This window comes from Streptomyces sp. NPDC005281, from assembly GCF_040607495.1.
Taxonomy (GTDB): domain Bacteria; phylum Actinomycetota; class Actinomycetes; order Streptomycetales; family Streptomycetaceae; genus Streptomyces.
In genome coordinates this window covers 1-24,768 of record NZ_JBEXGX010000037.1, presented here as the reverse complement: position 1 = coordinate 24,768, position 24,768 = coordinate 1, and the positions used below count along the sequence as shown (strand labels likewise).

The 24,768-nt window shown below is 71.8% G+C and carries 18 protein-coding genes; 11 read left to right on the top strand and 7 right to left on the bottom strand.

The genetic code is table 11. The features are described from left to right. Positions 1-2 precede the first annotated feature (2 nt). The 4 genes from aroA (at position 3) to ABZV42_RS35570 (ending at position 4,084) form a co-directional block, all read left to right on the top strand. Entirely contained in the window at positions 3-1,241 is a 1,239-nt protein-coding gene (aroA, locus tag ABZV42_RS35585) for a 3-phosphoshikimate 1-carboxyvinyltransferase (RefSeq protein WP_356055606.1), read from the top strand. Positions 1,242-1,378: 137 nt separating this feature from the next. Next, positions 1,379-2,647 (top strand): Gfo/Idh/MocA family oxidoreductase, encoded by a 1,269-nt coding sequence (locus tag ABZV42_RS35580; RefSeq protein ID WP_356055604.1) that lies wholly within the window; start codon positions 1,379-1,381, stop codon positions 2,645-2,647. 75 nt (positions 2,648-2,722) lie between these two features. Continuing rightward, positions 2,723-3,349 (top strand): GNAT family protein, encoded by a 627-nt coding sequence (locus ABZV42_RS35575; protein WP_356055602.1) that lies wholly within the window; start codon positions 2,723-2,725, stop codon positions 3,347-3,349. A gap of 105 nt (positions 3,350-3,454) precedes the next feature. After that, positions 3,455-4,084 (top strand): alpha/beta hydrolase, encoded by a 630-nt coding sequence (locus ABZV42_RS35570; protein WP_356055600.1) that lies wholly within the window; start codon positions 3,455-3,457, stop codon positions 4,082-4,084. On the opposite strand, the gene ABZV42_RS35565 is transcribed toward ABZV42_RS35570, so the two are convergent. The 3 genes from ABZV42_RS35565 to ABZV42_RS35555 form a co-directional block, all read right to left on the bottom strand. Next, positions 4,065-4,958, bottom strand: a complete 894-nt coding sequence (locus tag ABZV42_RS35565) for an MHYT domain-containing protein (RefSeq protein WP_356055598.1) — start codon at positions 4,956-4,958, stop codon at positions 4,065-4,067. The two genes, ABZV42_RS35570 and ABZV42_RS35565, sit on opposite strands and share 20 nt — an antisense overlap. Before the next feature lie 214 nt (positions 4,959-5,172). Then, positions 5,173-6,108: a helix-turn-helix domain-containing GNAT family N-acetyltransferase gene (locus ABZV42_RS35560; RefSeq protein ID WP_356055596.1), complete on the bottom strand. Its 936-nt coding sequence runs from the start codon at positions 6,106-6,108 to the stop codon at positions 5,173-5,175. Between the two features lie 674 nt (positions 6,109-6,782). After that, the gene (locus ABZV42_RS35555) at positions 6,783-7,832 is read right to left on the bottom strand and encodes a LacI family DNA-binding transcriptional regulator (protein WP_355990842.1); all 1,050 of its coding nucleotides are present in this window, start codon (positions 7,830-7,832) and stop codon (positions 6,783-6,785) included. 308 nt (positions 7,833-8,140) lie between these two features. On the opposite strand from ABZV42_RS35555, the gene ABZV42_RS35550 reads away from it, so the two are divergent. From ABZV42_RS35550 to ABZV42_RS35530, 5 genes are all read left to right on the top strand, one after another. Beyond that, positions 8,141-9,292, top strand: a complete 1,152-nt coding sequence (locus ABZV42_RS35550; RefSeq protein WP_355990840.1) for a Gfo/Idh/MocA family oxidoreductase — start codon at positions 8,141-8,143, stop codon at positions 9,290-9,292. Beyond that, positions 9,289-10,446, top strand: a complete 1,158-nt coding sequence (locus ABZV42_RS35545) for a dihydrodipicolinate synthase family protein (RefSeq protein WP_355990838.1) — start codon at positions 9,289-9,291, stop codon at positions 10,444-10,446. Before ABZV42_RS35550 ends, ABZV42_RS35545 begins: the two co-directional genes overlap by 4 nt. Then, the gene (locus tag ABZV42_RS35540; RefSeq protein ID WP_356055594.1) at positions 10,443-11,273 is read left to right on the top strand and encodes a sugar phosphate isomerase/epimerase family protein; all 831 of its coding nucleotides are present in this window, start codon (positions 10,443-10,445) and stop codon (positions 11,271-11,273) included. Before ABZV42_RS35545 ends, ABZV42_RS35540 begins: the two co-directional genes overlap by 4 nt. A 350-nt stretch (positions 11,274-11,623) precedes the next feature. Next, positions 11,624-13,879 carry an ATP-dependent RecD-like DNA helicase gene (locus ABZV42_RS35535; RefSeq protein ID WP_355990834.1) on the top strand — a complete coding sequence of 752 codons (2,256 nt, stop codon included), beginning with the start codon at positions 11,624-11,626 and terminating at the stop codon, positions 13,877-13,879. A gap of 286 nt (positions 13,880-14,165) precedes the next feature. After that, positions 14,166-15,455: a citrate synthase gene (locus ABZV42_RS35530; RefSeq protein ID WP_355990832.1), complete on the top strand. Its 1,290-nt coding sequence runs from the start codon at positions 14,166-14,168 to the stop codon at positions 15,453-15,455. A 598-nt stretch (positions 15,456-16,053) separates the two neighbouring features. Here the strand turns inward: ABZV42_RS35530 and ABZV42_RS35525 are convergent. From ABZV42_RS35525 to ABZV42_RS35510, 4 genes are all read right to left on the bottom strand, one after another. Continuing rightward, entirely contained in the window at positions 16,054-18,297 is a 2,244-nt protein-coding gene (locus ABZV42_RS35525) for a heavy metal translocating P-type ATPase (RefSeq protein ID WP_356055592.1), read from the bottom strand. Between the two features lie 93 nt (positions 18,298-18,390). Next, positions 18,391-18,630, bottom strand: a complete 240-nt coding sequence (locus ABZV42_RS35520; protein ID WP_355990828.1) for a heavy-metal-associated domain-containing protein — start codon at positions 18,628-18,630, stop codon at positions 18,391-18,393. Between the two features lie 95 nt (positions 18,631-18,725). After that, a complete protein-coding gene (locus ABZV42_RS35515) occupies positions 18,726-19,676 on the bottom strand; it encodes a PrsW family glutamic-type intramembrane protease (protein WP_356055632.1) in 951 nt (316 codons plus the stop codon). Between the two features lie 489 nt (positions 19,677-20,165). After that, positions 20,166-20,840: a TetR/AcrR family transcriptional regulator gene (locus tag ABZV42_RS35510; RefSeq protein WP_355990826.1), complete on the bottom strand. Its 675-nt coding sequence runs from the start codon at positions 20,838-20,840 to the stop codon at positions 20,166-20,168. A gap of 164 nt (positions 20,841-21,004) precedes the next feature. On the opposite strand from ABZV42_RS35510, the gene ABZV42_RS35505 reads away from it, so the two are divergent. Together ABZV42_RS35505 and ABZV42_RS35500 are read left to right on the top strand one after the other, a co-directional pair. Further along, on the top strand, positions 21,005-23,569 hold the full coding sequence (locus tag ABZV42_RS35505) for an MMPL family transporter (RefSeq protein WP_356055590.1): 2,565 nt from the start codon (positions 21,005-21,007) through the stop codon (positions 23,567-23,569). 42 nt (positions 23,570-23,611) lie between these two features. Then, positions 23,612-24,655: a zinc-dependent alcohol dehydrogenase family protein gene (locus ABZV42_RS35500; protein WP_356055588.1), complete on the top strand. Its 1,044-nt coding sequence runs from the start codon at positions 23,612-23,614 to the stop codon at positions 24,653-24,655. Positions 24,656-24,768 lie beyond the last annotated feature (113 nt).

The following is a 24,768-nucleotide window of genomic DNA, read 5'->3' as shown; positions in this document are numbered from 1 at the left end:
CCATGGCCGTCGTCGACATTCCCGGTTCCAAGTCCATCACCGCCCGCGCGCTCTTTTTGGCCGCGGCGGCGGACGGGGTCACCCGTCTCCTCCGCCCGCTCCGCTCCGACGACACCGAGGGCTTCGCGGAGGGACTGACCCGGCTCGGCTACCGCGTCGGCCGGACCCCGGACAGCTGGCACATCGACGGCCGCCCGCAGGGTCCCGCGGCGGCAACGGCCGACGTGTACTGCCGGGACGGCGCGACCACGGCCCGCTTCCTGCCGACCCTCGCCGCCGCGGGCCACGGCACCTACCGCTTCGACGCCTCCGCCCAGATGCGCCGCCGCCCGCTGGGACCCCTCTCACGGGCCCTGCGCGACCTGGGCGTGGACCTGCGGCACGAGGAGGCGGAGGGCCACCACCCGCTGAGCATCGCCGCCTCCGGGGTGGAGGGCGGCACGGTCACCCTCGACGCCGGCCAGTCCTCCCAGTACCTCACCGCCCTGCTCCTGCTCGGCCCGCTGACCCGCAAAGGCCTGCGCATCGAGGTCACCGACCTGGTCTCCGCCCCGTACATCGGCATCACCCTCGCGATGATGCGCGCGTTCGGGGCGGAGGTACGCGTGGAGGGTGATGTCTTCGAAGTGGCGCCCGGCGGCTACCGGGCCACCACCTACCCCGTCGAACCCGACGCCTCGACCGCGAGCTACTTCTTCGCGGCGGCCGCCCTGACCGGCCGCGAGGTCACCGTGCGCGGCCTCGGCGCGGGAGCGCTCCAGGGCGACCTCGCCTTCGTCGACGTCCTGCGCCGGATGGGCGCGCACGTGGAGACCGGGCCCGACCGCACGACGGTGCGCGGCACCGGCGAACTGCGCGGCCTGACCGTCAACATGCGGGACATCTCCGACACCATGCCGACGCTCGCCGCCATCGCGCCCTTCGCCTCAGGTCCGGTCCGCATCGAGGACGTCGCCAACACCCGGGTCAAGGAGTGCGACCGTCTCGAGGCCTGCGCCGAGAACCTCCGGCGGCTCGGCGTCCGGGTGGAGACCGGCCCCGACCGGATCGAGATCCACCCGGGCGCCCCCGCCGCCACCGAGATCAGGACGTACGGGGACCACCGCATCGTCATGGCCTTCGCGGTGACGTCGCTGCGCGCCCCGGGCATGGTCTTCGACGACCCGGGATGCGTACGCAAGACGTTCCCGGCATTCCACGAGGTGTTCGGGGCCTGGGCGGCCGCCGGGAAGGACGGCTGAGCGGGCCCGGTCGATCTCCGCGGGCGTCTTGTCGCGGAGATCCGGGACGGCTAGCTTCGCGACGGACAGCGCAGGCCGGCTCGGCGCCGGACAGCGGCGACCGCGCCTGCGACCCGACTCGGGAAAGCGGTCCGCCGATGTCCTCCGTCCCCTTGGCCTCCTCCGTGGTCACACTCGCCGTCGTCGGTGCCGGGGACCGGGGGACCGGTCACGCGCGCTGGGCCCTGGACCACCCGGAGCGGGCCCGGGTGGTGGCCGTCGCCGAACCCCGGCGGACCCGGCGCGACCGGTTCGCGGCCGCCCACGCCCTGGAACCGGACGCCGCGGTGGACGACTGGCGGGTGCTGGCCGCCCGCGGCCGGATCGCGGACGCCGTGCTGATCTGCACCCTCGACCGCGAACACCTGGAACCCGTCCTGGAGTTCGCGGCTCTCGGCTACCACATCCTGCTGGAGAAGCCGATGGCCCTGACCGAGGACGAGTGCCGGCGGATCGTCGACGCCGTGGAGAAGGCCGGGGTGATCCTCGCGGTCGGGCACGTGTTGCGCTACACCCCCTACACCCGCGCCGTGAAGGAGGTCGTGGACTCCGGCCGGATCGGTGACGTGGTCAACGTCCAGCACCTGGAGCCCGTCGGCTTCTGGCACCAGGCCCACTCCTTCGTCCGCGGCAACTGGGGCCGCACGGACCGGGCCACGACCATGCTGATGGCCAAGTCCTGCCACGACATCGACTGGTTGCAGTACGTCCTCGGGCAACCCCCCGTCCGCGTCTCCAGTTTCGGACGCCTCTCGCACTTCCGGCCCGAGAACAGGCCCGAGGGCGCCGCCGACCGCTGCCTCGACTGCTCGGTGGAGAGCGCCTGCCCCTACTCCGCCCGGCGCGAGTACGGCGACCGGCTCGCCCGCGGCGAACACCACTGGCCGCTGAGCGTGGTGGTCGACGACTTCACCCCTAAGGCCCTGGAGACCGCCCTGCGCGAGGGCCCGTACGGGCGGTGCGTGTACGCCTGCGACAACGACGTGGTCGACCACCAGGTGGTGTCGATGGAGTTCGCCTCCGGGGCCACCGCCACCTTCACCATGACCGCCTTCACCGAACAGGCCGACCGCCGGACCCGGATCTTCGGAACCCGCGGCGAACTGCGCGGCGACGGCGAGAGCCTGAGCGTCTACGACTTCCTGACCCGGACCGAGGAGGCCGTCGGCCTCTCCGCCCCCGGCGCCATGGACGCGGCGGGCGGCCACGGCGGGGGCGACGCCGCCCTCATGGACGCGTTCGTCGCCGCCGTCGCCACCGGCGACCCCGCCCTGGTGAAGTCCGGCCCCCGGGAGTCCCTCACCAGCCATCTCACCGTCCTGGCCGCCGAACGCGCCCGTCACGCGGGCACCGTGGAGACCGTATAACCGCTGGACACGGGCCGCCCCCACCGCATAGGAATCGCAGCGGACACGACCGATTCGGCGGAGGGACGCGGGGCGTTGGGATTCCAGTTGGAGGGGCCGGTCCTCGAAGGTTCACTGGTACGGCTGGAGCCGCTCGGCCACCGGCACGCGGCCGGCCTCGCCGAGGCGGCGGAGGAGCACCGCGACTCGTACGCGTTCACCTGGGTGCCCCGGGCCGACGAGGTCGGGGACTACGTCGACGCGCAGCTCGCCCGCGCCGCGACGGGGCGGCTCGCGCCCTACGCGCAGATCGCCCTCGCCTCCGGACGGCCGGTCGGCGCCACGGCGTACTGGGAGCCGCGGTGCTGGCGCTCGGACGACCGGCTCGACGCCGTCGAGGTCGGGTTCACCTGGCTCGCGGCCTCGGCCCAGGGCACCGGCCTGAACGCCGAGTCAAAGCTTCTGCTCTTCGGCCACGCCTTCGAGGAGTGGGACGTGGCGCGCGTGGACCTGAAGACCGACGCCCGCAACGCCCGTTCCCGCGCGGCGATCGCGAGCACCGGCGCCCGCTTCGAGGGTGTCCTGCGCAACTGGTCCCGCTCCTGGGCGCCGGGCGAGGAAGGCCTCCTGCGCGACTCCGCGGTCTTCTCGATGACGGCGGCGGAGTGGCCCGAGTGCAGGCGACGGCTGGCCGCGAGGGTGGCGGGTGCGACGGTCCGCTGACGGGCACCCGTACACGGGGCGCGAGGCCGATTCGGAGACCGCCGTCCACGATCGACCACCGGAGCCACTGGACCGGGGAGCCGTGCATCGGAAACGATCGGTGCCATGAACACGTGCGACACCGACGACCTCGTCGACGGCGGCCTCGGGCCGGTCCCGCGGTCCTTCCTGATCCTGCACGGCTGGCAGAACCACCGCCCCCGGGGCCACTGGCAGCACTGGCTCGCCGGGCGGCTCGGGGAACTGGGGCAGCACGTCGTCTACCCGCAGCTCCCCGGCCCCGACGATCCGGACCTGGAGGTGTGGATGGCGGAGCTGGCCCGCCATCTGGACGCCCAGCGCGGGTCCGAGCGTGTGGTCGTCGCCCACAGCCTCTCGGCCGTGCTGTGGCTGCACGCCGCCGCCCGCGCGTTGCCGGGCGTGGCGGGAGTCGACCGGGTGCTGCTCGTCGCCCCGCCGTCCGCCTCCGTCCTCGCGGGGCTGCCGGAGATCGCCGGATTTGCCCTGAGGGAAAGGGACTTCACTCTTCCCGGCCCCACCCGGCTGGTCGCCGGCGACGACGACCCGTACTGCCCCGAGGGCGCCGGCGCCGTCTACGGCGACCCCCTGGGCATACCGACGCACGTCCTGTCGGGGGCCGGGCATCTCGGCATGGACGCCGGTTACGGACCCTGGCCCGCCGTGCTGGACTGGTGCCTCGACGGTACGGCGCGGATCACCGCCCGCGCGGACTAGTGTGCCGGCCCACACCCTGGTCGCGGGGCTCGAAGAGCGAGGCGGTCTGCGGGGTGTGCGCGGGGCGCTGGGGCACGACGGCCGTGCCCCGGCGCCTGCGCGGGTTGGCCCGGCTCCAGTCCCCGTCGCCGAGGACGAGCTGGGGGTCGAACATCACCACCACTCCGGCCAGGATCAGGAAGACGACCGGTCCGATGAGCATGGGGAGCAGGATCGAGGCCGGCGAGGCGTTTCCGTACATCCCCGTCATGTACGAGGCGTCCGTCGCGCCGCGCAGATGCACCGAGAGGGCGGCCATTCCGGTGTAGTGCGTGCCGGTCAGGGCGACCCCCATGAGCAGAGAGGCACCGAGCGCGGCCGGGAAACCCCGGTAGGAGGCGGCGGTCCACAGGGCGGCGGTCGCGGCGGCGACCGCGATCAGCACGGAGGCCGCGACCGTGAGCGAGTCGTACTCCAGGGATCCGTTCAGCTGGAGCGCGGCCATGCCGGTGTAGTGCGTGGCCACCACGGCGAGTCCGGTGAGGATCCCGGCCGCGGTCAGGGTGACGGGGGTGGCTCCGCGGTATCCCACCGCGAAGACGCCGATGCCGACCATCACGATCGCCACGACGAGGCCGAGCGAGGTCAGACGGGAGTCGTAGTCGATCGGGATCCCCTGGATCCTGAAGCCGACCATCGCGACGAAGTGCATGGTCCAGATGCCGCAGCCGATGGTCGCTGCCCCGAGGGCCAGCCAACCGGGCTTCCACGACTGCCGGTTGCTGAGGGAACGGACGACGCAGCGCAGCCCGAGGGCGCTGCCCACACAGGCGACGAGGTAGGAGGCCGCCGGAGTCACCGCCCCGAACGCGAAGCCGTCCACGGTGCCTTGCATATATGCCAACTCCCCCTAAGAGCGGGTTACTTGGGGGAGTACGCTTCCGCACCCAGGTTGCGTGAGCGGTTCTTTACGGTGGGTGTTTGAGTTAACTCTGCGATGCGGCTTCGTTCAGCGGGCGGACGCGCTGTCCGGACTCCGGACGGGCGGACGTCCGTTCGGGTCCTGGCCGGCGTGCGGTGGCGTGCGGTGCGAGCCTTCGCCGGCCGTGTCAGTCCAGGTCGGCGCGCAGGTCCAGTCGCCAGTCCTGGCCGGTCAGATCCGCGCCGAAGGAGCGGTGCGGCTTCTCGGCGACCAGGGCGAAACCGTGGCGCTGGTAGATCCGCCGGGCGGCGGTCAGGACGTCGTTGGTCCACAGGACGAGTTCGCGATAGCCGACGCCGCGGGCGAAGTCGGCGACCGCCCCGACGAGCCGGTCGCCGATGCCGAGACCCCGCGCCTCCGGCTCGACCAGCAGCAGCCGCAGCCGGGCGGTGCCGGGGGCGTCGTCCCGTACGCACATCACGCATCCGACGGGCCGCCCGTCGAGCTCGGCGATCCACACCCGCTCCAGGTGGGGGTCGTGGTCCTCGGCGAAGTCGGCGACGATCCTCGCGATCAGGCCCTCGTAGTCGGCGTTCCAGCCGTACTCGGCCGCGTACAGTGCCGCGTTGCGCTGCACGATCCAGCCGAGGTCGCCCGGGCCCGGCTCGCGCAGGAGGACGTCCTCGGGGCGTGGCGCGGTCCGCGCGTCGCCGAGGAGCGCGCGCACCGTGTGCATCGCGTCCGCCAGTCGCGGCCGGTCGGCGGGCGGTACGGTCGCCAGCAGCGTGCCCACCGTCTGGCGGGCCCGCTCGTCCAGCAGTGCGGCGGCGTTCCGGCCGGCCGTGGTGAGCGTGATCCGGCGGCGCCGCGGGTCCTTCTCGGACGCGGCGCGCTCGATCAGCCCGTCCTGCTCGAACTTGTTCAGGATGCGAGTCAAGTAGCCCGAGTCCAGGGAGAGTTCGGTCCGGAGATCGGCGGTGTCGGCGTGGGGCGTGTGCGCCAGTTCGTACAGGACTCGGGACTCGGTCAGCGTGTACGGCGCGTAGAGGTGGCGGCCGTAGTCGAGTGCGCCGATGACGTTCGTGTAGAAGCGGTTGAAGGAGCGGATGTCCTGGACGGTCATGATCGGCCCCGGAGGTCGGCTGTGCGTGGACGCGGCGGCCTGCTCGGCCTCGATGGCTGACTCAGTCAGAGATATCGCCGCTGCGAGCATAGAACCCTCGACGGCCTCCCGCCTACCCTCTCGGCGACGGGTCGCTTGCACTGGCGCCGGCGTTGGCGGGCCGGGTTCTGTCCGGTGGGTGGGTCGGGGCCGTGCCGGTGCATCAGCCCGTCGCCGTCGGGTGAGGGGTGAGCGTCGGTGGCGACGGGCATCGATGTACCGGCACGGCCCCTTGCGCCGGATGCCGGCTGCGGGTGGACCGTGGCTCGGGTGCGGGGGTGAATTTCAGCCCCTCCGGCGTTTGAGGAGCGGGGTCTGGGGCGGAGCCCCAGGGGTGGGAAGGGCAGGGGCGGAGGGGGCGAAAAAGGCTGGGCCCCGGGACCCCTGGAACCCGCCCCCGGAAACCCCGGCCCCGGAACGGGGGGAAACTCCAGGACTCCCGGCCCGGGAACCCCGGGAACCCCGGCCCGGGAACCCCGGCCCGGGAACCCCGGGAACCCCGGCCCGGGAACCCCGGCCCGGAAACTCCGGGAACTCCGGGAACCCTGGGAATGTCGGTAACCCCGGCCCGGGCAACCCCGGAAGCCCAAGAACCCCGGCCCCCGGGAGCCCCCGACCCCCGCGGTGAGCGGACCTCAGCTGCGAGGAACCCCGGCGGAGCCCCGCACCATCAACTCCCCCCGCACCGTGGCGATCCCACCCGGCGGCGGCTCCTCGCGGCCCATGGCGATCCGGCCCGCGCGGGCGCCCGCCTCGGAGAGCGGCAGCCGTACGGTCGTGAGGGCGGGCACCGCGTCGATGCTGAACGGCAGATCGTCGAAGCCCGCGACGGACACGTCGTCCGGGATGCGCAGCCCGGAGTCGCGCAGGGCGGCACAGGCGCCCAGCGCCACGGTGTCGTTCGCGGCGACGACGGCCGTCAACGACGGTTCACGGCGCAGGAGTTCGAGCGTCGCCTCGTAACCGGACCGGCGGTCGTAGCGGCCGTGCACGGTGTGCCGCGGGTCGTCCTCGACGCCATGGGCCGCGAGCGCGGCGCGGTGGCCCTCCAGCCGGTGGCGGGTCGTCGTACGTTCCTCGGGGCCGGCGATGTATCCGAGCCGCCGGTGGCCGAGACCGATCAGGTGCTCGGTGAGCTGCCTGCCGCCACCGCGGTTGTCGAAGGTGAGCGCGATCGCCTCGGGCGCCTCCGGCGCGGGCGGCCGTCCGCACAGTACGACCCGGGTGCCTGCCTCCGTCAGCTTGCGCAGCTTGGCGGCGACGGCGCCCGCGTGCGCGGTGTCCTCTATCGCGCCGCCGGTGAGCACGACCGCGGCGGCGCGCTGGCGCTGAAGGAGCGTGAGGTACGTGAGCTCGCGCTCCGGGGAGCCACCGGTGTTGCAGACGACCCCGAGCCGCTCCCCGCCCGCACGCCCCCCGGGCCCGCCGATCTCCGCCTGGATCGCCGCCGCCATGATCCCGAAGAAGGGGTCGGCGATGTCGTTGACCAGGATGCCGACGAGGTCGGAGGTCGCCGCGGCCAGCGAACTCGCCGGCCCGTTCAGCACGTAGTCCAGTTCGTCCACAGCGCGCAGCACCCGCTCGCGCGTGGAGGAGGCCACGGGGTAGTTCCCGTTCAGCACGCGCGACACCGTCGCGGGAGAGACCTGTGCGCGGGCCGCCACGTCCGCCAGGGTCACCGTCATCTCGTCGTCCTCCGGTCGTGCGTCTGGTCCTGCACGCCGTACGTCTCGTACGTCGTCGTGCCTGGTCATGTCTCGTCGTACGGCGTCGAACACGGAGTCGAAGGCCGGGTGCGCCGCTTTCTGTGGGCAGGGTCCGTGCAGACCATACGGCCATCGGCCCCCGTTGTTCGCCCCCTCGAACAACTCGTCTTCGCAGTGGTCTTGTCCATACCGCTGCACAGAGGCTAGCTTCTTCCTGAATAGAAAGCGCTTGCTGCGTCGCTCACCTGGAAGCGTGCGCGGCGTCCGAGGGGTACGGAGGGAAAGACGTGACACGCAAGACGGTGCGGATCGCCATGAACGGCGTGACGGGACGCATGGGCTACCGCCAGCACCTCGTCCGCTCGATACTCGCCCTGCGCGACCAGGGCGGACTCGACCTCGGCGACGGCACCGTGCTGTGGCCCGAACCCGTCCTCGTCGGCCGCCGCGAGGACGCGCTCAAGGCGCTCGCCGAGCGGCACGGCCTCGGCCACTGGTCGACGGACCTGGACGCGGTGCTCGCCGATCCGTCCGTCGACCTCTACTTCGACGCCCAGGTGACCTCCGCGCGCGAGGAGGCTCTCAGGAAGGCCGTCGCCGCGGGCAAGCACGTCTACACCGAGAAGCCGACCGCCACCGGGTTCGACGGAGCGCTCGCGCTGGCCCGCCTCGCGCACGCCGCGGGCGTCAAGCACGGTGTCGTCCAGGACAAGCTCTTCCTCCCCGGCCTGCTCAAGCTGAAGCGGCTCGTCGACGGCGGCTTCTTCGGACGGATCCTCTCCGTCCGCGGGGAGTTCGGCTACTGGGTCTTCGAGGGCGACTGGCAGAGCGCGCAGCGGCCGTCCTGGAACTACCGTGCCGAGGACGGCGGCGGCATCGTCGTCGACATGTTCCCGCACTGGGAGTACGTGCTGCACGAACTCTTCGGCCGGGTCACCTCGGTCCAGGCGCTCACCGCCACCCACATCCCGCAGCGCTGGGACGAGCGGGGCAAGCCCTACGACGCCACGGCCGACGACGCCGCCTACGGCGTCTTCGAGCTGGAGGGCGGCGCGGTCGCCCAGATCAACTCCTCCTGGACGGTGCGCGTCAACCGCGACGAGCTCGTCGAGTTCCAGGTCGACGGCACGGAGGGATCCGCCGTCGCCGGACTGCGCAACTGCCGTGTCCAGCACCGTGGTTCGACCCCCAAGCCGGTCTGGAACCCGGACATCCCGGCCACCTACTCCTTCCGCGACCAGTGGCAGGAGGTCCCCGACAACGCCGAGTTCGACAACGGCTTCAAGGCCCAGTGGGAGCTGTTCCTGCGGCACGTCTACGCCGGCGCCCCCTACCGCTGGGACCTGTTCGCCGGCGCCCGGGGCGTCCAACTCGCCGAACTGGGCCTGAGATCCTCGGCCGAGGGCCGCCGCCTCGACGTCCCGGAGATCGCGCGGTGACCATCGAACTCCCGGACGCCGGCGGAGGGTTGCGTACCCACCAGCCGTGCACCGACCCCCTCTCCGTCCTTCCCGCGGGCGGACCGCTCGCCTCCCGTACGGTCTTCGCGGCCGCCCACGTCGTCGCCGACCCGTACGCGGACGTCTCGCCCGACTCGCCCGCCGCCGTCGACTGGGACGCCACGCTCGCCTTCCGCCACCACTTGTGGTCGCACGGCCTCGGTGTCGCAGAGGCGATGGACACCTCCCAGCGCGGCATGGGCCTGGACTGGGCCGGGGCCGCCGAACTGATCCGCAGGTCCTCGGCCGAGGCCAGGGCAGCCGGCGGCCGGATCGCCTGCGGGGCCGGCACGGACCAGCTCACCGGCCCGGCCGCGCTCCAGGACGTACGGGCTGCCTACGAGGAACAGCTCGCCCTGGTCGAGGAGTCGGGCGCGCAGCCGGTACTCATGGCCTCCCGCGCGCTCGCCGCGACCGCCACCGGACCCGAGGACTACCTCGACGTCTACGGCCACCTCCTGCGCCAGGCCGCCGGCCCCGTGATCCTGCACTGGCTCGGCCCGATGTTCGACCCGGCCCTGTCGGGCTACTGGGGATCGGACGACCTGGACGCGGCGACGGAGGTGTTCCTCCAGGTGATCGCCGCCCACCCGGACAAGGTGGACGGGGTCAAGGTCTCCCTGCTGGACGCCCGCCTGGAGGTCGACCTGCGCCGCCGTCTCCCGGACGGCGTCCGCTGCTACACGGGCGACGACTTCGCCTACCCCGAGCTGATCGCGGGCGACGAGCGCGGCTTCAGTCACGCGCTGCTCGGCGTCTTCGACCCGCTCGGCCCCCTCGCCGCGCGGGCGGTACGCGTCCTGGACACCGGAGACGTCAAGGGCTTCCGCGAACTCCTCGACCCCACCGTGGACCTGGCCCGCCATCTCTTCCAGCCCCCGACCCGCTTCTACAAGACGGGAGTCGTCCTGCTGGCCTGGCTCGCGGGCCACCAGGAGCACTTCGCCATGGTGGGCGGCCTCCAGTCGGCCCGCTCCCTGCCGCACCTCGCCCGTGCCTACGAACTGGCCGACGGACTGGGCCTGTTCCCGGACCCGGGGCTCGCCGAAGCCCGGATGAAGACCCTGCTCGCCCTGTACGGAGTGTCCTCATGAGCGACCTCGCCCGCTTCTCCGTCAACCAGATGACGGTCAAACAGCTGTCGATGCCCGAACTCGTCGCCGGCTGCCTTGAGCTGGGCATCCGGGGGGTCGGCCTGTGGCGCGAACCCGTGCGCTCGTACGGGCTCGACGCCACCGCGGGACTCGTCCACGACGCGGGCCTGGCCGTCACCACCCTCTGCCGGGGCGGCTTCCTGACGGCGATCGACCCGGGGGAGCGGCGGCGGGCGCTGGCCGACAACCGGGCCGCCGTCGACGAGGCCGCGGCCCTCGGGACCGACACCCTCGTCCTGGTCTCCGGAGGCCTGCCGTCCGGTTCGAAGGACCTGTACGGGGCCCGGGAGCGCATCGCCGACGCGCTCGGCGAACTCGGCCCCTACGCCGCCGCCCACGGGGTGCGTCTCGCCGTCGAACCGCTCCACCCGATGTACGCGGCCGACCGCTGCGTGGTCTCCACCCTCGCCCAGGCCCTGGACCTCGCGGAACGCTTCCCCGCCGACCAGGTCGGCGTCACCGTCGACACGTACCACCTCTGGTGGGACGACACGGCTCCGGCCCAGATCGCCCGCGCGGGTGCGGGGGGCCGCATCCACAGCTTCCAGCTCGCCGACTGGACCACCCCGCTACCCGAGGGCGTGCTCAACGGCCGCGGCCGGCTCGGCGACGGCTCGGTCGACTTCCGCGCGTGGCGCGGCCTGGTCGAGGCGACGGGTTACACCGGCCCCATCGAGGTCGAACTCTTCAACGAGGAACTGTGGGCCCGGGACGGGCGCGAGGTACTGGCGGACACGGTGGCCCGGTTCCTGGAACACGCCGGATAGTTCTCCGGATCACCGCCCGACCACCCCGTGACCTGCGGTGATCCGGCGTCCAACCGGCTTTCGACCAGCGGTGATCCGTACCGTCGCGGCCGCCGGAAAAATCTTGGGAAGTTCGTGCAACCCTTCCGCGGCCTCGTGGGTCGTACGTGGCATCAGGACCTTTGGAGGGGGATCCGGGGGGATCGCGGGGGTTCTGATACGGGAGGGGAAACCGAGGGGCCCGGTCGACGGACCGGGCCCCTCGAAATTTTCCCGGGACCCGGGAGGGACCGACACCCTCCGCGGACTCCGAACGGGTGAGTCACCCGCACGGCCGAGGCGCTGTCGGAGGCGGGCGGTACCGTCGGCTCATGACCGATCAGGCGGGGGCCGCCCAGACGGGCGAGCGGCGGCCGGCCACGCTGGAAGGCGTGCTCGAACGCATCACGTACGCCAACGAGGAGAACGGATACACAGTCGCCCGGGTCGACACCGGCCGGGGCGCGGGCGATCTGCTCACCGTCGTCGGCTCCCTGCTCGGCGCCCAGGTCGGCGAGTCCCTGCGCATGGAGGGCCGCTGGGGCTCCCACCCGCAGTACGGCAAGCAGTTCACCGTGGAGAACTACACGACGCTGCTCCCGGCCACCGTCCAGGGAATCCGCCGCTACCTCGGCTCCGGCCTGGTCAAGGGCATCGGACCGGTCTTCGCCGACCGCATCACCGGGCATTTCGGCCTGGACACCCTGCGGATCATCGAGGAGGAGCCGAAGCGGCTGATCGAGGTCCCGGGACTCGGCCCCAAGCGCACGGGGAGGATCGCCGACGCCTGGGAGGAGCAGAAGGCGATCAAGGAGGTCATGCTCTTCCTCCAGACCGTGGAGGTGTCCACCTCCATCGCGGTCCGCATCTACAAGAAGTACGGCGACGCCTCGATCTCGGTGGTGAAGAACCAGCCCTACCGCCTGGCCTCCGACGTCTGGGGCATCGGCTTCCTCACCGCCGACAAGATCGCCCAGTCCGTCGGCATCCCGCACGACAGCCCGGAGCGCGTCAAGGCGGGCCTCCAGTACGCCCTGTCGCAGTCAACCGACCAGGGTCACTGCTATCTCCCCGAGGAGCGGCTGATCGCGGACGCGGTGAAGCTGCTCCAGGTCGACACCGGCCTGGTCATCGAGTGCCTGGCCGAGCTGGCGGCCCCGCCGCAGGAGGGCGAGGACCCCGGAGTCGTACGGGAGAAGGTGCCGGGCCAGGACGGCGGCGACCCGGTGACGGCGATCTACCTGGTCCCCTTCCATCGCGCCGAACTCTCGCTCTCCGCGCAGCTGCTGCGCCTGCTGCGCACCGGGAAGGACCGGATGCCCGGCTTCCACGACGTGGCCTGGGACAAGGCGCTGGCCTGGCTGAAGGGACGTACGGGCGCGGAGCTTGCCCCCGAGCAGGAGGCCGCGGTGCGGCTCGCGCTCACCGAGAAGGTCGCCGTGCTGACCGGAGGACCGGGCTGCGGCAAGTCGTTCACGGTCCGCTCGATCGTGGAGCTGGCCCGCGCCAAGGGGGCCAAGGTGGTTCTCGCTGCGCCCACCGGCAGGGCCGCCAAGCGTCTGGCGGAGCTGACCGGAGCCGAGGCCTCCACCGTGCACCGGCTTCTGGAGCTCAAGCCCGGCGGTGACGCGGCCTACGACAAGGACCGTCCGCTGGACGCCGACCTGGTCGTCGTGGACGAGGCCTCCATGCTCGACCTCCTCCTCGCCAACAAGCTGGTCAAGGCGGTGCCCCCGGGCGCCCACCTGCTCTTCGTCGGCGATGTCGACCAGCTGCCGAGCGTCGGCGCCGGAGAGGTGCTGCGCGACCTGCTCGCCGAGCGCGGCCCGGTGCCCGCGGTGCGCCTCACCAAGGTCTTCCGCCAGGCCCAGCAGTCGGGGGTGGTGTCCAACGCGCACCGCATCAACTCCGGGCAGCATCCGCTCACCGAGGGCATGAAGGACTTCTTTCTCTTCGTCGAGGACGACACCGAGGAGGCCGGGCGGCTCACCGTGGACGTGGCGGCCCGGCGGATTCCGGCCAAGTTCGGGCTGGACCCACGCCGGGACATCCAGGTCCTCGCTCCCATGCACCGGGGCCCGGCCGGCGCGGGGCACCTGAACGGACTGCTCCAGCAGGCCATCACCCCCGGCCGTCCGGATCTCGCCGAGAAGCGGTTCGGCGGCCGGGTCTTCCGGGTCGGCGACAAGGTCACCCAGATCCGCAACAACTACGACAAGGGCGAGAACGGCGTGTTCAACGGCACCGTGGGTGTCGTCACCTCGCTGGATCCGGTCGAACAGCGGCTGACGGTGCGCACCGACGAGGACGAGGAGGTGCCGTACGAATTCGACGAACTCGACGAGCTGGCCCACGCCTACGCGGTCACCATCCACCGTTCCCAGGGCAGCGAGTACCCGGCGGTGGTGATCCCGGTGACCACGGGCGCCTGGATGATGCTCCAGCGCAATCTGCTCTACACGGCGGTCACCCGGGCCAAGAAGCTGGTCGTTCTCGTCGGTTCGCGCAAGGCGATAGGCCAGGCGGTGCGTACGGTGTCCGCGGGACGCCGGTGCACGGCCCTGGACTTCCGGCTCTCCGGCTCGTGATCCACCGCCTCCTCGTGCGGCGAACCGGCCCCGTTCGAGCGCCGAACGGGGCCTTTCGGACTCGGGACGAGGTCCATCACAAAAAATGATCGATCAAACGAGTCATGAAGGTCACAGAGCACTTCCGGTTGCGCGACGAACGGGGCAGGATGAGCAGGTTGGCGGCACTGAGTGCCGCCGATAGGCCCAATGGTCGACCCCGAGTGCACTCTCCAGGGCCAAATGGGGGATGGTAGAGACAGTCAGGGCACCTCGAAGAAGAGGCACAACGTCGGTGAGGGATGACGTGAGCGACAACTCTGTAGTACTGCGGTTCGGCGATGGCGAGTACACCTACCCGGTGATCGACAGCACCGTCGGCGACAAGGGCTTCGACATCGGCAAGCTCCGGGCCCAGACCGGTCTGGTGACGCTGGACAGCGGGTACGGCAACACCGCCGCGTATAAATCCGCGATCACCTATCTCGACGGTGAGCAGGGCATCCTCCGCTACCGCGGCTACCCGATCGAGCAGCTTGCCGAGCGTTCCACCTTCCTTGAGGTGGCCTATCTGCTGATCAACGGCGAGCTCCCGAATGTCGACGAGCTCTCCACCTTCAAGAACGAGATCACGCAGCACACCCTGCTGCACGAGGACGTCAAGAACTTCTACCGCGGCTTCCCGCGTGACGCCCACCCGATGGCGATGCTGTCTTCGGTCGTCTCGGCGTTGTCGACGTTCTACCAGGACAGCCACAACCCGTTCGACGAGAAGCAGCGCAACCTCTCCACGATCCGGCTGCTCGCCAAGCTTCCGACGATCGCGGCGTACGCGTACAAGAAGTCGATCGGTCACCCGTTCGTCTACCCGCGCAACGACCTCGGGTACGTCGAGAACTTCCTGCGCATGACCTTCTCGGTCCCCGCGCAGGACTACGAGCTCGACCCGGTGGTCGTCTCCGCTCTGGACAAGCTGCTGATCCTGCACGCCGACCACGAGCAGAACTGTTCGACCTCCACCGTGCGTCTGGTCGGCTCCTCGCAGGCGAACATGTTCGCCTCGATCTCGGCCGGCATCTCCGCGCTGTGGGGCCCGCTGCACGGCGGCGCCAACCAGTCCGTCCTGGAGATGCTCGAGGGCATCCAGATGAACGGCGGCGACGTCGACTCGTTCATCCGCAAGGTGAAGAACAAGGAGGACGGTGTCCGCCTGATGGGCTTCGGCCACCGGGTGTACAAGTCCTTCGACCCGCGCGCGAAGATCATCAAGGCCGCCGCGCACGACGTCCTGTCCGCTCTCGGCAAGTCCGACGAGCTGCTGGACATCGCCCTCAAGCTGGAGGAGCACGCGCTCTCCGACGACTACTTCGTCTCGCGCAACCTCTACCCGAACGTCGACTTCTACACCGGCCTCATCTACCGCGCCATGGGCTTCCCGACCGAGATGTTCACGGTCCTGTTCGCCCTCGGCCGGCTGCCGGGCTGGATCGCCCAGTGGCACGAGATGATCAAGGAGCCCGGCTCCCGCATCGGCCGCCCGCGCCAGATCTACACGGGTGTCGTCGAGCGCGACTTCGTGCCGGTCGAGGCTCGCTGAGGCTCGCACGCGGCTCGTACGCGATCACCGGGCTCCGCACGCGGGGCCCGGTGGATCCGTAGAACCCGTAGAACGCGAAAAACGGAAAGCGCCCTGCTACTGGTCCCCCCACGGGCCGGTAGTCAGGGCGCTTTCCTTGTCCCGGTGCGGATTCCCCCCACGGGATCCGGCCGGGCGTCTGTGGACAGCGCCTGAATCGCTGTGTGCCGGCACGGGGCCGACGGTGAACCGGGCGAGCGGAACTCGCCGTACTGCGCTGCTGCGGTGCGATCTGCCGGGACGCGCACGGATCGGGAGGGCCGCTCAAAGCTCCCCGCTGTACGTGCCCCGGCGACGCAACTTCCGGGAACGTCCCCCAAGACATCCCCAGATGCCAGTCACGCCCCCCAAGACGCTTCTGACATCGCCAACTTAGACTGACGAACCCCTTCGGTGGTTACGTTCACATCACTGTGATCTGGATCTCTTGCATATGTCCTGAAGATAGGCAAGAGACCCGGTACGGGAATCGAGGACCAAGCGTAAGGAAGATGCGCGAGCCTTGTGAAGAGCTTATGTGAGGCTCGCGTTGGACTCTAGGGGGACTCATGCCCTGTCGTCACGCGAATGCTCTCAGTCGAAGGCTGTTCGTGACCACGAAGACGGACGAGAAGGCCATGGCCGCTCCCGCGATCATGGGGTTCAGCAGTCCCGCGGCGGCCAGCGGAAGCGCGGCCACGTTGTAGCCGAAGGCCCAGACCAGGTTTCCCTTGATCGTCGACAGGGTGGCGCGCGCCAGCCGGATCGCGTCCGCGGCCACCCGCAGGTCCCCGCGCACGAGCGTCAGGTCGCTCGCCTCGATCGCCGCGTCCGTCCCGGTGCCCATCGCGAGGCCCAGATCGGCGGTGGCGAGGGCGGCCGCGTCGTTCACCCCGTCGCCGACCATCGCGACGGTCCGCCCCTCGCCCCGCAGCCGCTCGACGACGGCGACCTTGTCCTCGGGCAGTACCTCGGCGATCACGTCGTCCGGGCCGATGCCGACCTCCCGCGCCACGGCCTCGGCCACCGCCCGGTTGTCCCCGGTCAGCAGCATCGGCGTGAGCCCGAGGGCCCGCAGTTGGCGTACGGCCTCGGCACTGGTCGCCTTGACCGTGTCGGCCACGGCCAGGACGCCGGCCGCCGTGCCGTCCAGCGCGACCACGACGGCCGTACGGCCCGCGGTCTCGGCCGCGTTCTTCGCGTCCGCAAGCGTTGCCGGGAGCGCGCCCGGGAACCGGCCGACGGTGACCTCACGGCCGTCCACCCGCCCGCGTACGCCCCGCCCCGGCACGTTCTCGAAGCGTTCCGGCGCGGGAAGGCCGCCGACGCGCTCCTGAGCGCCTGCCGCGATCGCTCGGGCAACGGGATGCTCGGAGGCGTGCTCCAGGGCTCCGGCGAGCCGCAGGACGTCTTCCTCGGCCCGCCCCTCGGCGACGTACACCTCGTGCAGACTCATCCGGCCCGTCGTCACCGTGCCGGTCTTGTCCAGGAGGACGGTGTCGACGCGGCGCGTGGACTCCAGGACCTCGGGTCCCTTGATCAGGATGCCGAGCTGGGCGCCGCGGCCGGTGCCGACCATCAGGGCGGTCGGGGTGGCCAGGCCGAGCGCGCACGGGCAGGCGATGATCAGCACCGCGACGGCCGCGGTGAAGGCCGCGACCGTGTCCCCGGTGACCGCGATCCAGGCCGCGAAGGTGGCGAGCGCGATCAGCAGGACGACGGGCACGAAGACCCCGGAGATCCGGTCGGCGAGCCGCTGCACCTCGGCCTTGCCGTTCTGCGCGTCCTCGACGAGCCGGGCCATCCGCGCGAGCTGGGTGTCCGCTCCGATCCGGGTGGCCTCGACGACGAGCCGGCCCCCCGCGTTCACGGTCGCACCGGTGACGGCGTCCCCGAGGCCCACGTCCACCGGCACCGATTCGCCGGTCAGCATGGACGCGTCCACGGCCGACGTGCCCTCGACCACGGTCCCGTCGGTGGCGATCTTCTCGCCGGGCCGTACGACGAAGCGGTCGCCGACCGTCAGCCGTGCCACCGGGAGGCGGACCTCGCGGCCGTCCCGCAGGACGCCGACGTCCTTGGCGCCGAGCTCCAGCAGCGCCCGCAGCGCGGCTCCCGCGCGCCGCTTGGAGCGTGCCTCCAGGAAGCGCCCGAGCAGGATGAACGCGACGACTCCCGCCGCGACCTCCAGGTAGATCGTGGAGGCCCCGTCCGTACGGGAGACGGTGAACTCGAAGCCGTGCCGCATGCCCGGCATCCCCGCGTCGCCGAAGAACAGCGCCCACAGGGACCAGCCGAACGCGGCGAGGGTGCCGACCGAGACCAGGGTGTCCATGGTGGCCGCGCCGTGCCGCGCGTTCGTCACGGCGGCCCGGTGGAAGGGCAGTCCGCCCCAGACCACGACGGGCGCGGCGAGAGTCAGCGAGAGCCACTGCCAGTTGTCGAACTGGAGGGCCGGGACCATCGACATGAGGACGACGGGCAGGGCGAGCAGCGCTGAGACGGTCAGACGTTCGCGCAGGGCGGCGGTCTCGGGATCGTCGGCCGCGGGGGGCGCCTCCTCCTCGCGCGGCGCGGGCGGCGGTGGCTCCTCGGCGGTGTAGCCGGTCCTGACCACGGTGGCGATCAGATCGGCGACCTCCATCCCCTCCGGGTAGGAGACCTTGGCCTTCTCCGTCGCGTAGTTCACGGTGGCGACGACGCCGTCCATGCGGTTGAGCTTCTTCTCGACGCGGGCCGCGCAGGAGGCGCAGGTCATCCCGCCGATGGAGAGCTCGATCTCCGAGGTCGCGCCTATCGGCGTCTCGGGTGCTGCGGTGGTCATGGTGCGGCTCCAGGAATGTGCCGGGCCGCGCGGAGCCGGTATCAGCCGGTCGGCACGGCCCGGTGCGGAGTAAAGAGAGCTGCCGGGGCTCGTTCAGGCCTGGTCGACGAGCTCGAAGCCCGCCTCGTCGACCGCGGCGCGCACGGCGCTCTCGTCGAGCGCGGCGGCGGAGACGACGGTGACCTCGCCCGTCGAGGCGACGGCCTTCACCGAGCTCACGCCCGGGATCGCGGAGATCTCGCCGCTGACGGAGCCTTCACAGTGTCCGCAGCTCATACCGCTCACCTGGTAGACGGTGGTGACGGAACCCTGGGTGCCGGTCTGGGCGGTCATGGCGTTACTCCTCATCGAGGCGTTCTGGCGTGTGCGTGTGCGGGAGGGATCCCTGGGAACCCAGGGTTCCCCTCGATGCTCACGACACTATACCCCTAGGGGGTATTTCTCCAAGCAGGGTCGCGGTGTGCCAGCGAACGCGCCCAGGCCGCTCCCGCGAGCGCGACGAGGAACAGGCCGCCCACCGAGAACAGGGTGAGGAGGTGGTCCTGTCCGCCGGTCGGCCGCGGTGCCCGGTCCGGCGCGAACAGCTTCCCGCCGAGCCCGGCGTGGCTGAGCCTGGCCACCAGCCACAGCGCGATCCCGTGCGTGGAGTCCCGCAGCGCGTGCAGGAGGGAGACGCCGAGGCAGGCGCCGGCCACCGGCGCGGTGAGGCGGAAGCGTCCGTCCGGGCGGCGCCGCGCCAGCAGAGCCGCGCCCGTGACCGCGCTCCACAGGCCCTGTCCGAACGGGGCGAGCATCCCGCGCAGGATCTCGGTCTCCAGGAGGGTGCGCAGGTCGAGGCCTTGCAGCGACACGGCCGCGTCGAAGGCGTGGCCCGCGCTCTCCAGCGCCGCGAAGCCGAACCCGAGCGTCGCGCCGAGCACCAGGCCGGCCCGTGGCCCGCGGATCCGGGTGTGTCGGCGCAGCACGTACATCAGCGCGCCGAGCTTCACGGCCTCCTCGGCCAGACCCGAGACGACGTACAGCCACAGTGAGGGGTGCGTGAGCTGGTACTCCGTCACCGACGCGCCGAGCACGCCCAGGGCGCCGCCGGCCAGGAAGCAGCCGAGGAGGGGAGTCGCGCCCGGATCGCGGCCGTGCCGCTCGTACGCCCAGAGCATGAAGGTGACGGGTGTGAGGAAGCCGCCGAGCAGGATCAGGGTCGGCAGTGGCGTGACGTCGTCCGTGGCGTACGCGGCGGCCGCGGTCAGCGCCCAGAGGGCGAGCCCGATGCCCAGGCAGCGCTTCCAGAGGCCGGCGGGGATCCGGGGGTACGACGGCGGGGGCTGCTGCGGTCCGGGAATGCGGGCCCGGGGTGTGCCGGGCGGCTGATTCGGGGTCACGGCCATCCCTCTGTCCCTCGGGGTGGCCCGCGGGCTCGGACGGGGGACCCGCGTTCCGGCGCGTCGGGGCGGGCCCCCTGGCGGGTGGCGCGGGGGTGCGCGGACGGGTCGATGCCGCGGATCACTGATCGATTTGTCCGAACCTTATGGCATATGTTCCCGATGTCGCGGACCGGAGCGCTGGCGCCGCCCTGCCTGGGCCGGTGCGGGCTGGGTCGGTGCCGGCTGGGTCGGTGCCGGCTGGGTCGGCCGTGTCCGCCCGGGTCGGCCTCGTCCCGGTCGGACCTGCCCGCTTGGAGTGGGCCGGTCTCGGTCGGCCCTGTCCGCCTGGAACGGGCCGGTCTTGGTCGGCACTGTTTGCCTGGAACGGTCCCGATTCGGTCGGCCCCGTCCGCCTGGGTGGGTCCCATCCCGGTCGGGCCCTGTCCGTCTCGCCCGGTCCCGTCTCGTTCGACCCCGCCCGACGTGGCCGGTTCCGTTCGGCGCGGCTCAGCGGCCGGCGGGCGACCCGCTGTCGAGCAGTGGCTCCAGATAGCGGTGCATGACCGTCTTCAGCTCCGCGATGTACCCGTCCCGTTCGGCGCCCTCGTGGGACATGACCAGGGTCAGGCCCGCCTTGAACAGGTGGACCGCCATGTTCGCGGTGCGGGCGCGCTCGTCGGCCGGCAGGTCCGGCAGCCGGGCCGCGATCATCTCCTCGACGCGGGCGAGGAGGGTGCCGTGCAGGGTGCCGATCTCCTCGACGATCACTCCCGGGGTGTCGGCACCGTGCATCAGGACGGCGAAGGCCGGGTTCTCGACGTTGAAGGCGATCAGCGGATCGAGGACCGCGTCGAGCATCCGGTCCAGCGGGAGGCCGGCGTTCTCCTGGGCGAGCGCCTGTCCGTGCGAGTGGGCCCAGTGGTCGAGGAGCTGGTCGCTGAGGCCGACCGCGATGGCTTCCTTGTTCGGGAAGAACTGGTAGAGCGTGCCGGGCGAGACGCCGGCCTCGCGGGCGATGGCGTTGGTGCTGGCCGCGGTGTAGCCGGTCCGGCAGAACACCGAGGCCGCCGCTTGCAGGAGCTGGGCGACGCGGCGCTCGCCGCGGGCCTGACGGCGGCGCGGCCTGTCCTCGGCCTGCTGCTCCAGCTCCGACGGCTCCTCGGTCTGCTGCTTCTCGGACACGGGTGATCCCCAGCTTCTCGGGACGCGATTGACAAATGCGAGCTACCACTCGCATTCTTGGGGAACGCGAGCGACGACTCGTGTTTGCCAGTCTATGGCAATGGGCGATCCATGATGCCTGCACGAACGCGGGTCATCGGGTCACGGTGAGGGGACACCGCATCATGTCCGAAGTCGACGGCGTGGACGACGGGCCCGGGGCGAGGCCCGACAAGGGCGGGGGCGGGGGCACGCCTGCGGACTCGGGCTCGGGCGGGGGCGTGCTCACGGGCTCGGGCTCGGGCGGGGGTACGGAGGCAGGCGCGCGCCTCGGCGGATGGACCCGGTTCGTGACGGCGCGGCCACGGCTCTCCCTGCTCGTCGCCCTCCTGCTGACCGCGCTCGCCGTGGTCGCCGGCAGCGGGGTCGCGGACCGGCTGGGCAGCGGCGGCTGGGAGGACCCGACCGCGGAGTCGACCTACGCCACCAAGGCGCTGGAGCGGGAGTTCCCCGCCTCGCAGCCCAATCTGCTGCTCCTACTCGACGCGGGCCGGGCCTCGGTCGACGACCCCGCGGTCGCCGCCGAGGCCAAGCGGATCGCCGCGCGTCTGGCGGCCGAGCCCGGTGTCACCGGCGTCGGTTCGTACTGGCAGTCCGGTTCACCCGCGCTGAAGGCGAGCGACGGCCACGAAGCCCTGATCGCCGCCCGGCTCACCGGCGACGAGACGGCCGCGGCCGCCACCCTGGACCGCCTCGCACCCACCTACCGGGGCGGCAGCGGTCCCGTCGAGGTCGAGGTCGGCGGACCGGTCGCCGTGCGGCACGAGATGCAGACGACCATCAAGGAGGACCTCACCCGGGCGGAGATGATCGCCCTTCCGGTGACCCTCCTGCTGCTGGTCATGGTCTTCGGGAGCGCCGTCGCGGCCCTGCTCCCGCTCGGGGTCGGGATCATCGCGATCCTCGGCACCAACGCCGTGCTGCGCGGACTCACCGAGGTCACGGACGTCTCGGTCTTCGCGATGAACCTGACGACGGCCCTCGGTCTCGGACTCGCCATCGATTACGCCCTGTTCATCGTCCGCAGGTTCCGCGAGGAGCTGGCCACCGGCGCCCCGCCGCGCGCCGCGATCGGTGTCACCCTGCGCACCGCGGGACGGACCGTTCTCTTCTCCTCCCTCACGGTCGCCGTGTCGCTCGCCGCGATGCTGGTCTTCCCGCAGTACTTCCTGCGCTCCTTCGCCTACGCGGGCATCGCCGTCGTGCTGCTCGCCGCGGCCGCCGCCCTGATCCTGCTCCCCGCCGCGCTGATGCTTCTCGGCGACCGGGTGAACTCCCTCGACCTGCGGCGTCTGTTCCGGCGCGGACGACCGGACCCGGCCGGCGGCGGAGCCCTCTGGGGCCGCACTGCCTCCCTCGTCATGCGCAGGGCACCGCTCTTCGCGGTGGCGACCACGGCGGGTCTCATCGTCCTCGGACTGCCCTTCCTGGGAGTGAAGTTCGGTACGGCCGACGACCGGCAGCTCCCCTCGGGCGCGGAGTCGCACGTCGTCCAGCAGCACATCCGCGACGGCTTCCGGGGCAGCCCCGGCGGCGCTCTCGACGTCCTGGCCGAAGGATCCGCCACCGAGACCGAGTACGCCCGGTACAAGGAGCGGATCGCCGCGCTGCCCGAGGTGCTGCGCGTGGACGGCCCCCTGGTGAAGGGCGACACCGCGTACTTCTCGGTGCTGCCGAGGGGCGAGGCCGTGGACGAGGAGGCCCAGCGGCTGGTGGGCGAACTCCGCGCGACGGACGCCCCGTTCGACACCTCCGTGACCGGCACGGCGGCCGTCCTGGTCGACTCCAAGCACGCGATAGCCGACCGGCTCCCGTGGGCGGCGGGCTTCATCGCGATCGTCACCCTGTTCCTGGTGTTCCTGCTGACGGGCAGTGTGCTGATCCCGGTCCAGGCGGTCCTGCTCAACGCGCTCAGCCTGACCGCGATGTTCGGCGCGGTGGTCTGGGTCTTCCAGGACGGCCATCTCTCCGGCCTCCTCGACTTCACCAGCTCCGGTTCGATCGAGACGACTCTCCCGGTTTTGATGTTCTGCGTCGCCTTCGGCCTCTCCATGGACTACGGCGTCTTCCTCCTCTCCCGCATCAAGGAGGAGTACGACCACACGGGCGACCACCGGGAGGCGGTCCGCTTCGGACTCCAGCGCACCGGCGGGCTGATCACCGCGGCCGCGGTCATCCTCGCGGTGGTGATGGTCGCCATCGGCACCTCCCGGGTGGCCAACACGAAGATGCTCGGACTGGGTGTCGCGCTCGCCGTCCTGATGGACGCGATGGTCGTCCGCAGCCTGCTGGTCCCGGCGGTCATGCGTCTGACCGGGAGGGCCACATGGTGGGCGCCCGGACCCCTGCGGCGCTTCCACGACCGGTTCGGACTCGGCGAGGGGGAGATACCCGTGGCCCCGCCGGCGGCTCCGGCCCCGGACGCGATGTCCGAGGGGGAGCCGGTCCCGGACGCGGCGCCCGAAACGGCCTCGGACCCGGACACCGAGCGGGCCTCGAACGCCGAGCGTGACCCGGACACCGAGCGTGACTCGAACACCGAGCGTGACCTGGACACAGGGCCTGACTCGGACACGGAGCCGGACTCGGGCGCCGAGCCGGACTCGGGCGCCGAGCCGGACTCGGGCGCCGAGCCGGGCTCGGAAGAGGCGTCGGAGCCCGGTCGGGACAGGGCCGAGGCGCGGGGCTAGCGTTTCCGCGGGAGCTGATCTCCGAGCGGAGGGCGGGAGCCGATGCGGGCAGTGGTGTTCGAGCGGTACGGGGAGCCGGCCGAGGTACGGGAGGTGCCCGACCCGGCGCCCGCGGAGCACGGGGTGGTGGTGCGGGTCGAGGCCACGGGGCTGTGCCGGAGCGACTGGCACGGCTGGATGGGCCACGACCCGGACATCACGCTGCCGCATGTGCCGGGCCACGAACTCGCCGGGGTGATCGAGGCGGTGGGTGACCGGGTGACCGGCCATCGCCCCGGCGACCGGGTCACCGTCCCGTTCGTCTGCGCCTGCGGAAGCTGTCCCGCCTGCGTGGCGGGCGACCAGCAGGTGTGCGAGCGGCAGACCCAGCCGGGGTTCACCCACTGGGGCTCCTTCGCCCAGTACGTGGCGCTGGACCACGCCGACGTGAACCTGATCCCGCTGCCGCCGGAGCTGTCCTTCGCGACGGCGGCCTCCCTGGGCTGCCGGTTCGCCACGGCGTTCCGGGCGGTCGTCTCGCAGGGGAGGGCGGCCCCGGGGGAGTGGGTGGCGGTGCACGGCTGCGGAGGCGTCGGCCTTTCGGCGGTGATGATCGCGACGGCTTCCGGCGCACGGGTCGTGGCCGTCGACGTGTCCTCGGCTGCCCTCGATCTGGCACGGAGGTTCGGGGCGGCGGAGTGCGTGGACGCCTCCGCCGTGGCGGACCCGGCCGAGGCGGTCCGTGAACTGACCGGCGGTGGCGCGCACGTGTCGCTGGACGCCCTCGGATCGCCCGGCACCTGCGCGGCCTCCGTCGACGGTCTGCGCCGTCGCGGCCGGCACGTCCAGGTCGGTCTGCTGCCCTCGCCGACCGGCGTCACCCCGGTCCCGATGGCCCGGGTCATCGCCCTCGAACTCGAACTCCTCGGCAGCCACGGAATGGCGGTCCACGCCTACCCGCCCCTGCTGGAACTGGTCCGCTCCGGAGTACTCCGCCCCGACCTCCTCGTGACCTCCGCCATCGCACTGGGCGCCGCACCGGCCGCCCTGGCCGCGATGGGGTCGGCCCGGGGGCCGGGGGTGACGGTCATCGAGCCGTGGGTGTGAAGGAACCGGGCGGCGTCCGGTCGGGGGGTGTGTCACCCCGGGGTGGCAACCACCGCGCCCTCGCCGACATCCGCGAGTCCATCGCCGAACTCCGCTACTACCGCGAGGCGGTC

Coding starts and splice junctions, on each gene's coding strand:
- aroA (WP_356055606.1), top strand. CDS start 3: ATGGCCGTCGTCGACATTCCCGGTTCCAAGTCCATCACCGCCCGCGCG.
- ABZV42_RS35580 (WP_356055604.1), top strand. CDS start 1,379: ATGTCCTCCGTCCCCTTGGCCTCCTCCGTGGTCACACTCGCCGTCGTC.
- ABZV42_RS35570 (WP_356055600.1), top strand. CDS start 3,455: ATGAACACGTGCGACACCGACGACCTCGTCGACGGCGGCCTCGGGCCG.
- ABZV42_RS35565 (WP_356055598.1), bottom strand. CDS start 4,958: ATGCAAGGCACCGTGGACGGCTTCGCGTTCGGGGCGGTGACTCCGGCG.
- ABZV42_RS35560 (WP_356055596.1), bottom strand. CDS start 6,108: ATGACCGTCCAGGACATCCGCTCCTTCAACCGCTTCTACACGAACGTC.
- ABZV42_RS35555 (WP_355990842.1), bottom strand. CDS start 7,832: ATGACGGTGACCCTGGCGGACGTGGCGGCCCGCGCACAGGTCTCTCCC.
- ABZV42_RS35540 (WP_356055594.1), top strand. CDS start 10,443: ATGAGCGACCTCGCCCGCTTCTCCGTCAACCAGATGACGGTCAAACAG.
- ABZV42_RS35535 (WP_355990834.1), top strand. CDS start 11,624: ATGACCGATCAGGCGGGGGCCGCCCAGACGGGCGAGCGGCGGCCGGCC.
- ABZV42_RS35525 (WP_356055592.1), bottom strand. CDS start 18,297: ATGACCACCGCAGCACCCGAGACGCCGATAGGCGCGACCTCGGAGATC.
- ABZV42_RS35520 (WP_355990828.1), bottom strand. CDS start 18,630: ATGACCGCCCAGACCGGCACCCAGGGTTCCGTCACCACCGTCTACCAG.
- ABZV42_RS35505 (WP_356055590.1), top strand. CDS start 21,005: ATGTCCGAAGTCGACGGCGTGGACGACGGGCCCGGGGCGAGGCCCGAC.
- ABZV42_RS35500 (WP_356055588.1), top strand. CDS start 23,612: ATGCGGGCAGTGGTGTTCGAGCGGTACGGGGAGCCGGCCGAGGTACGG.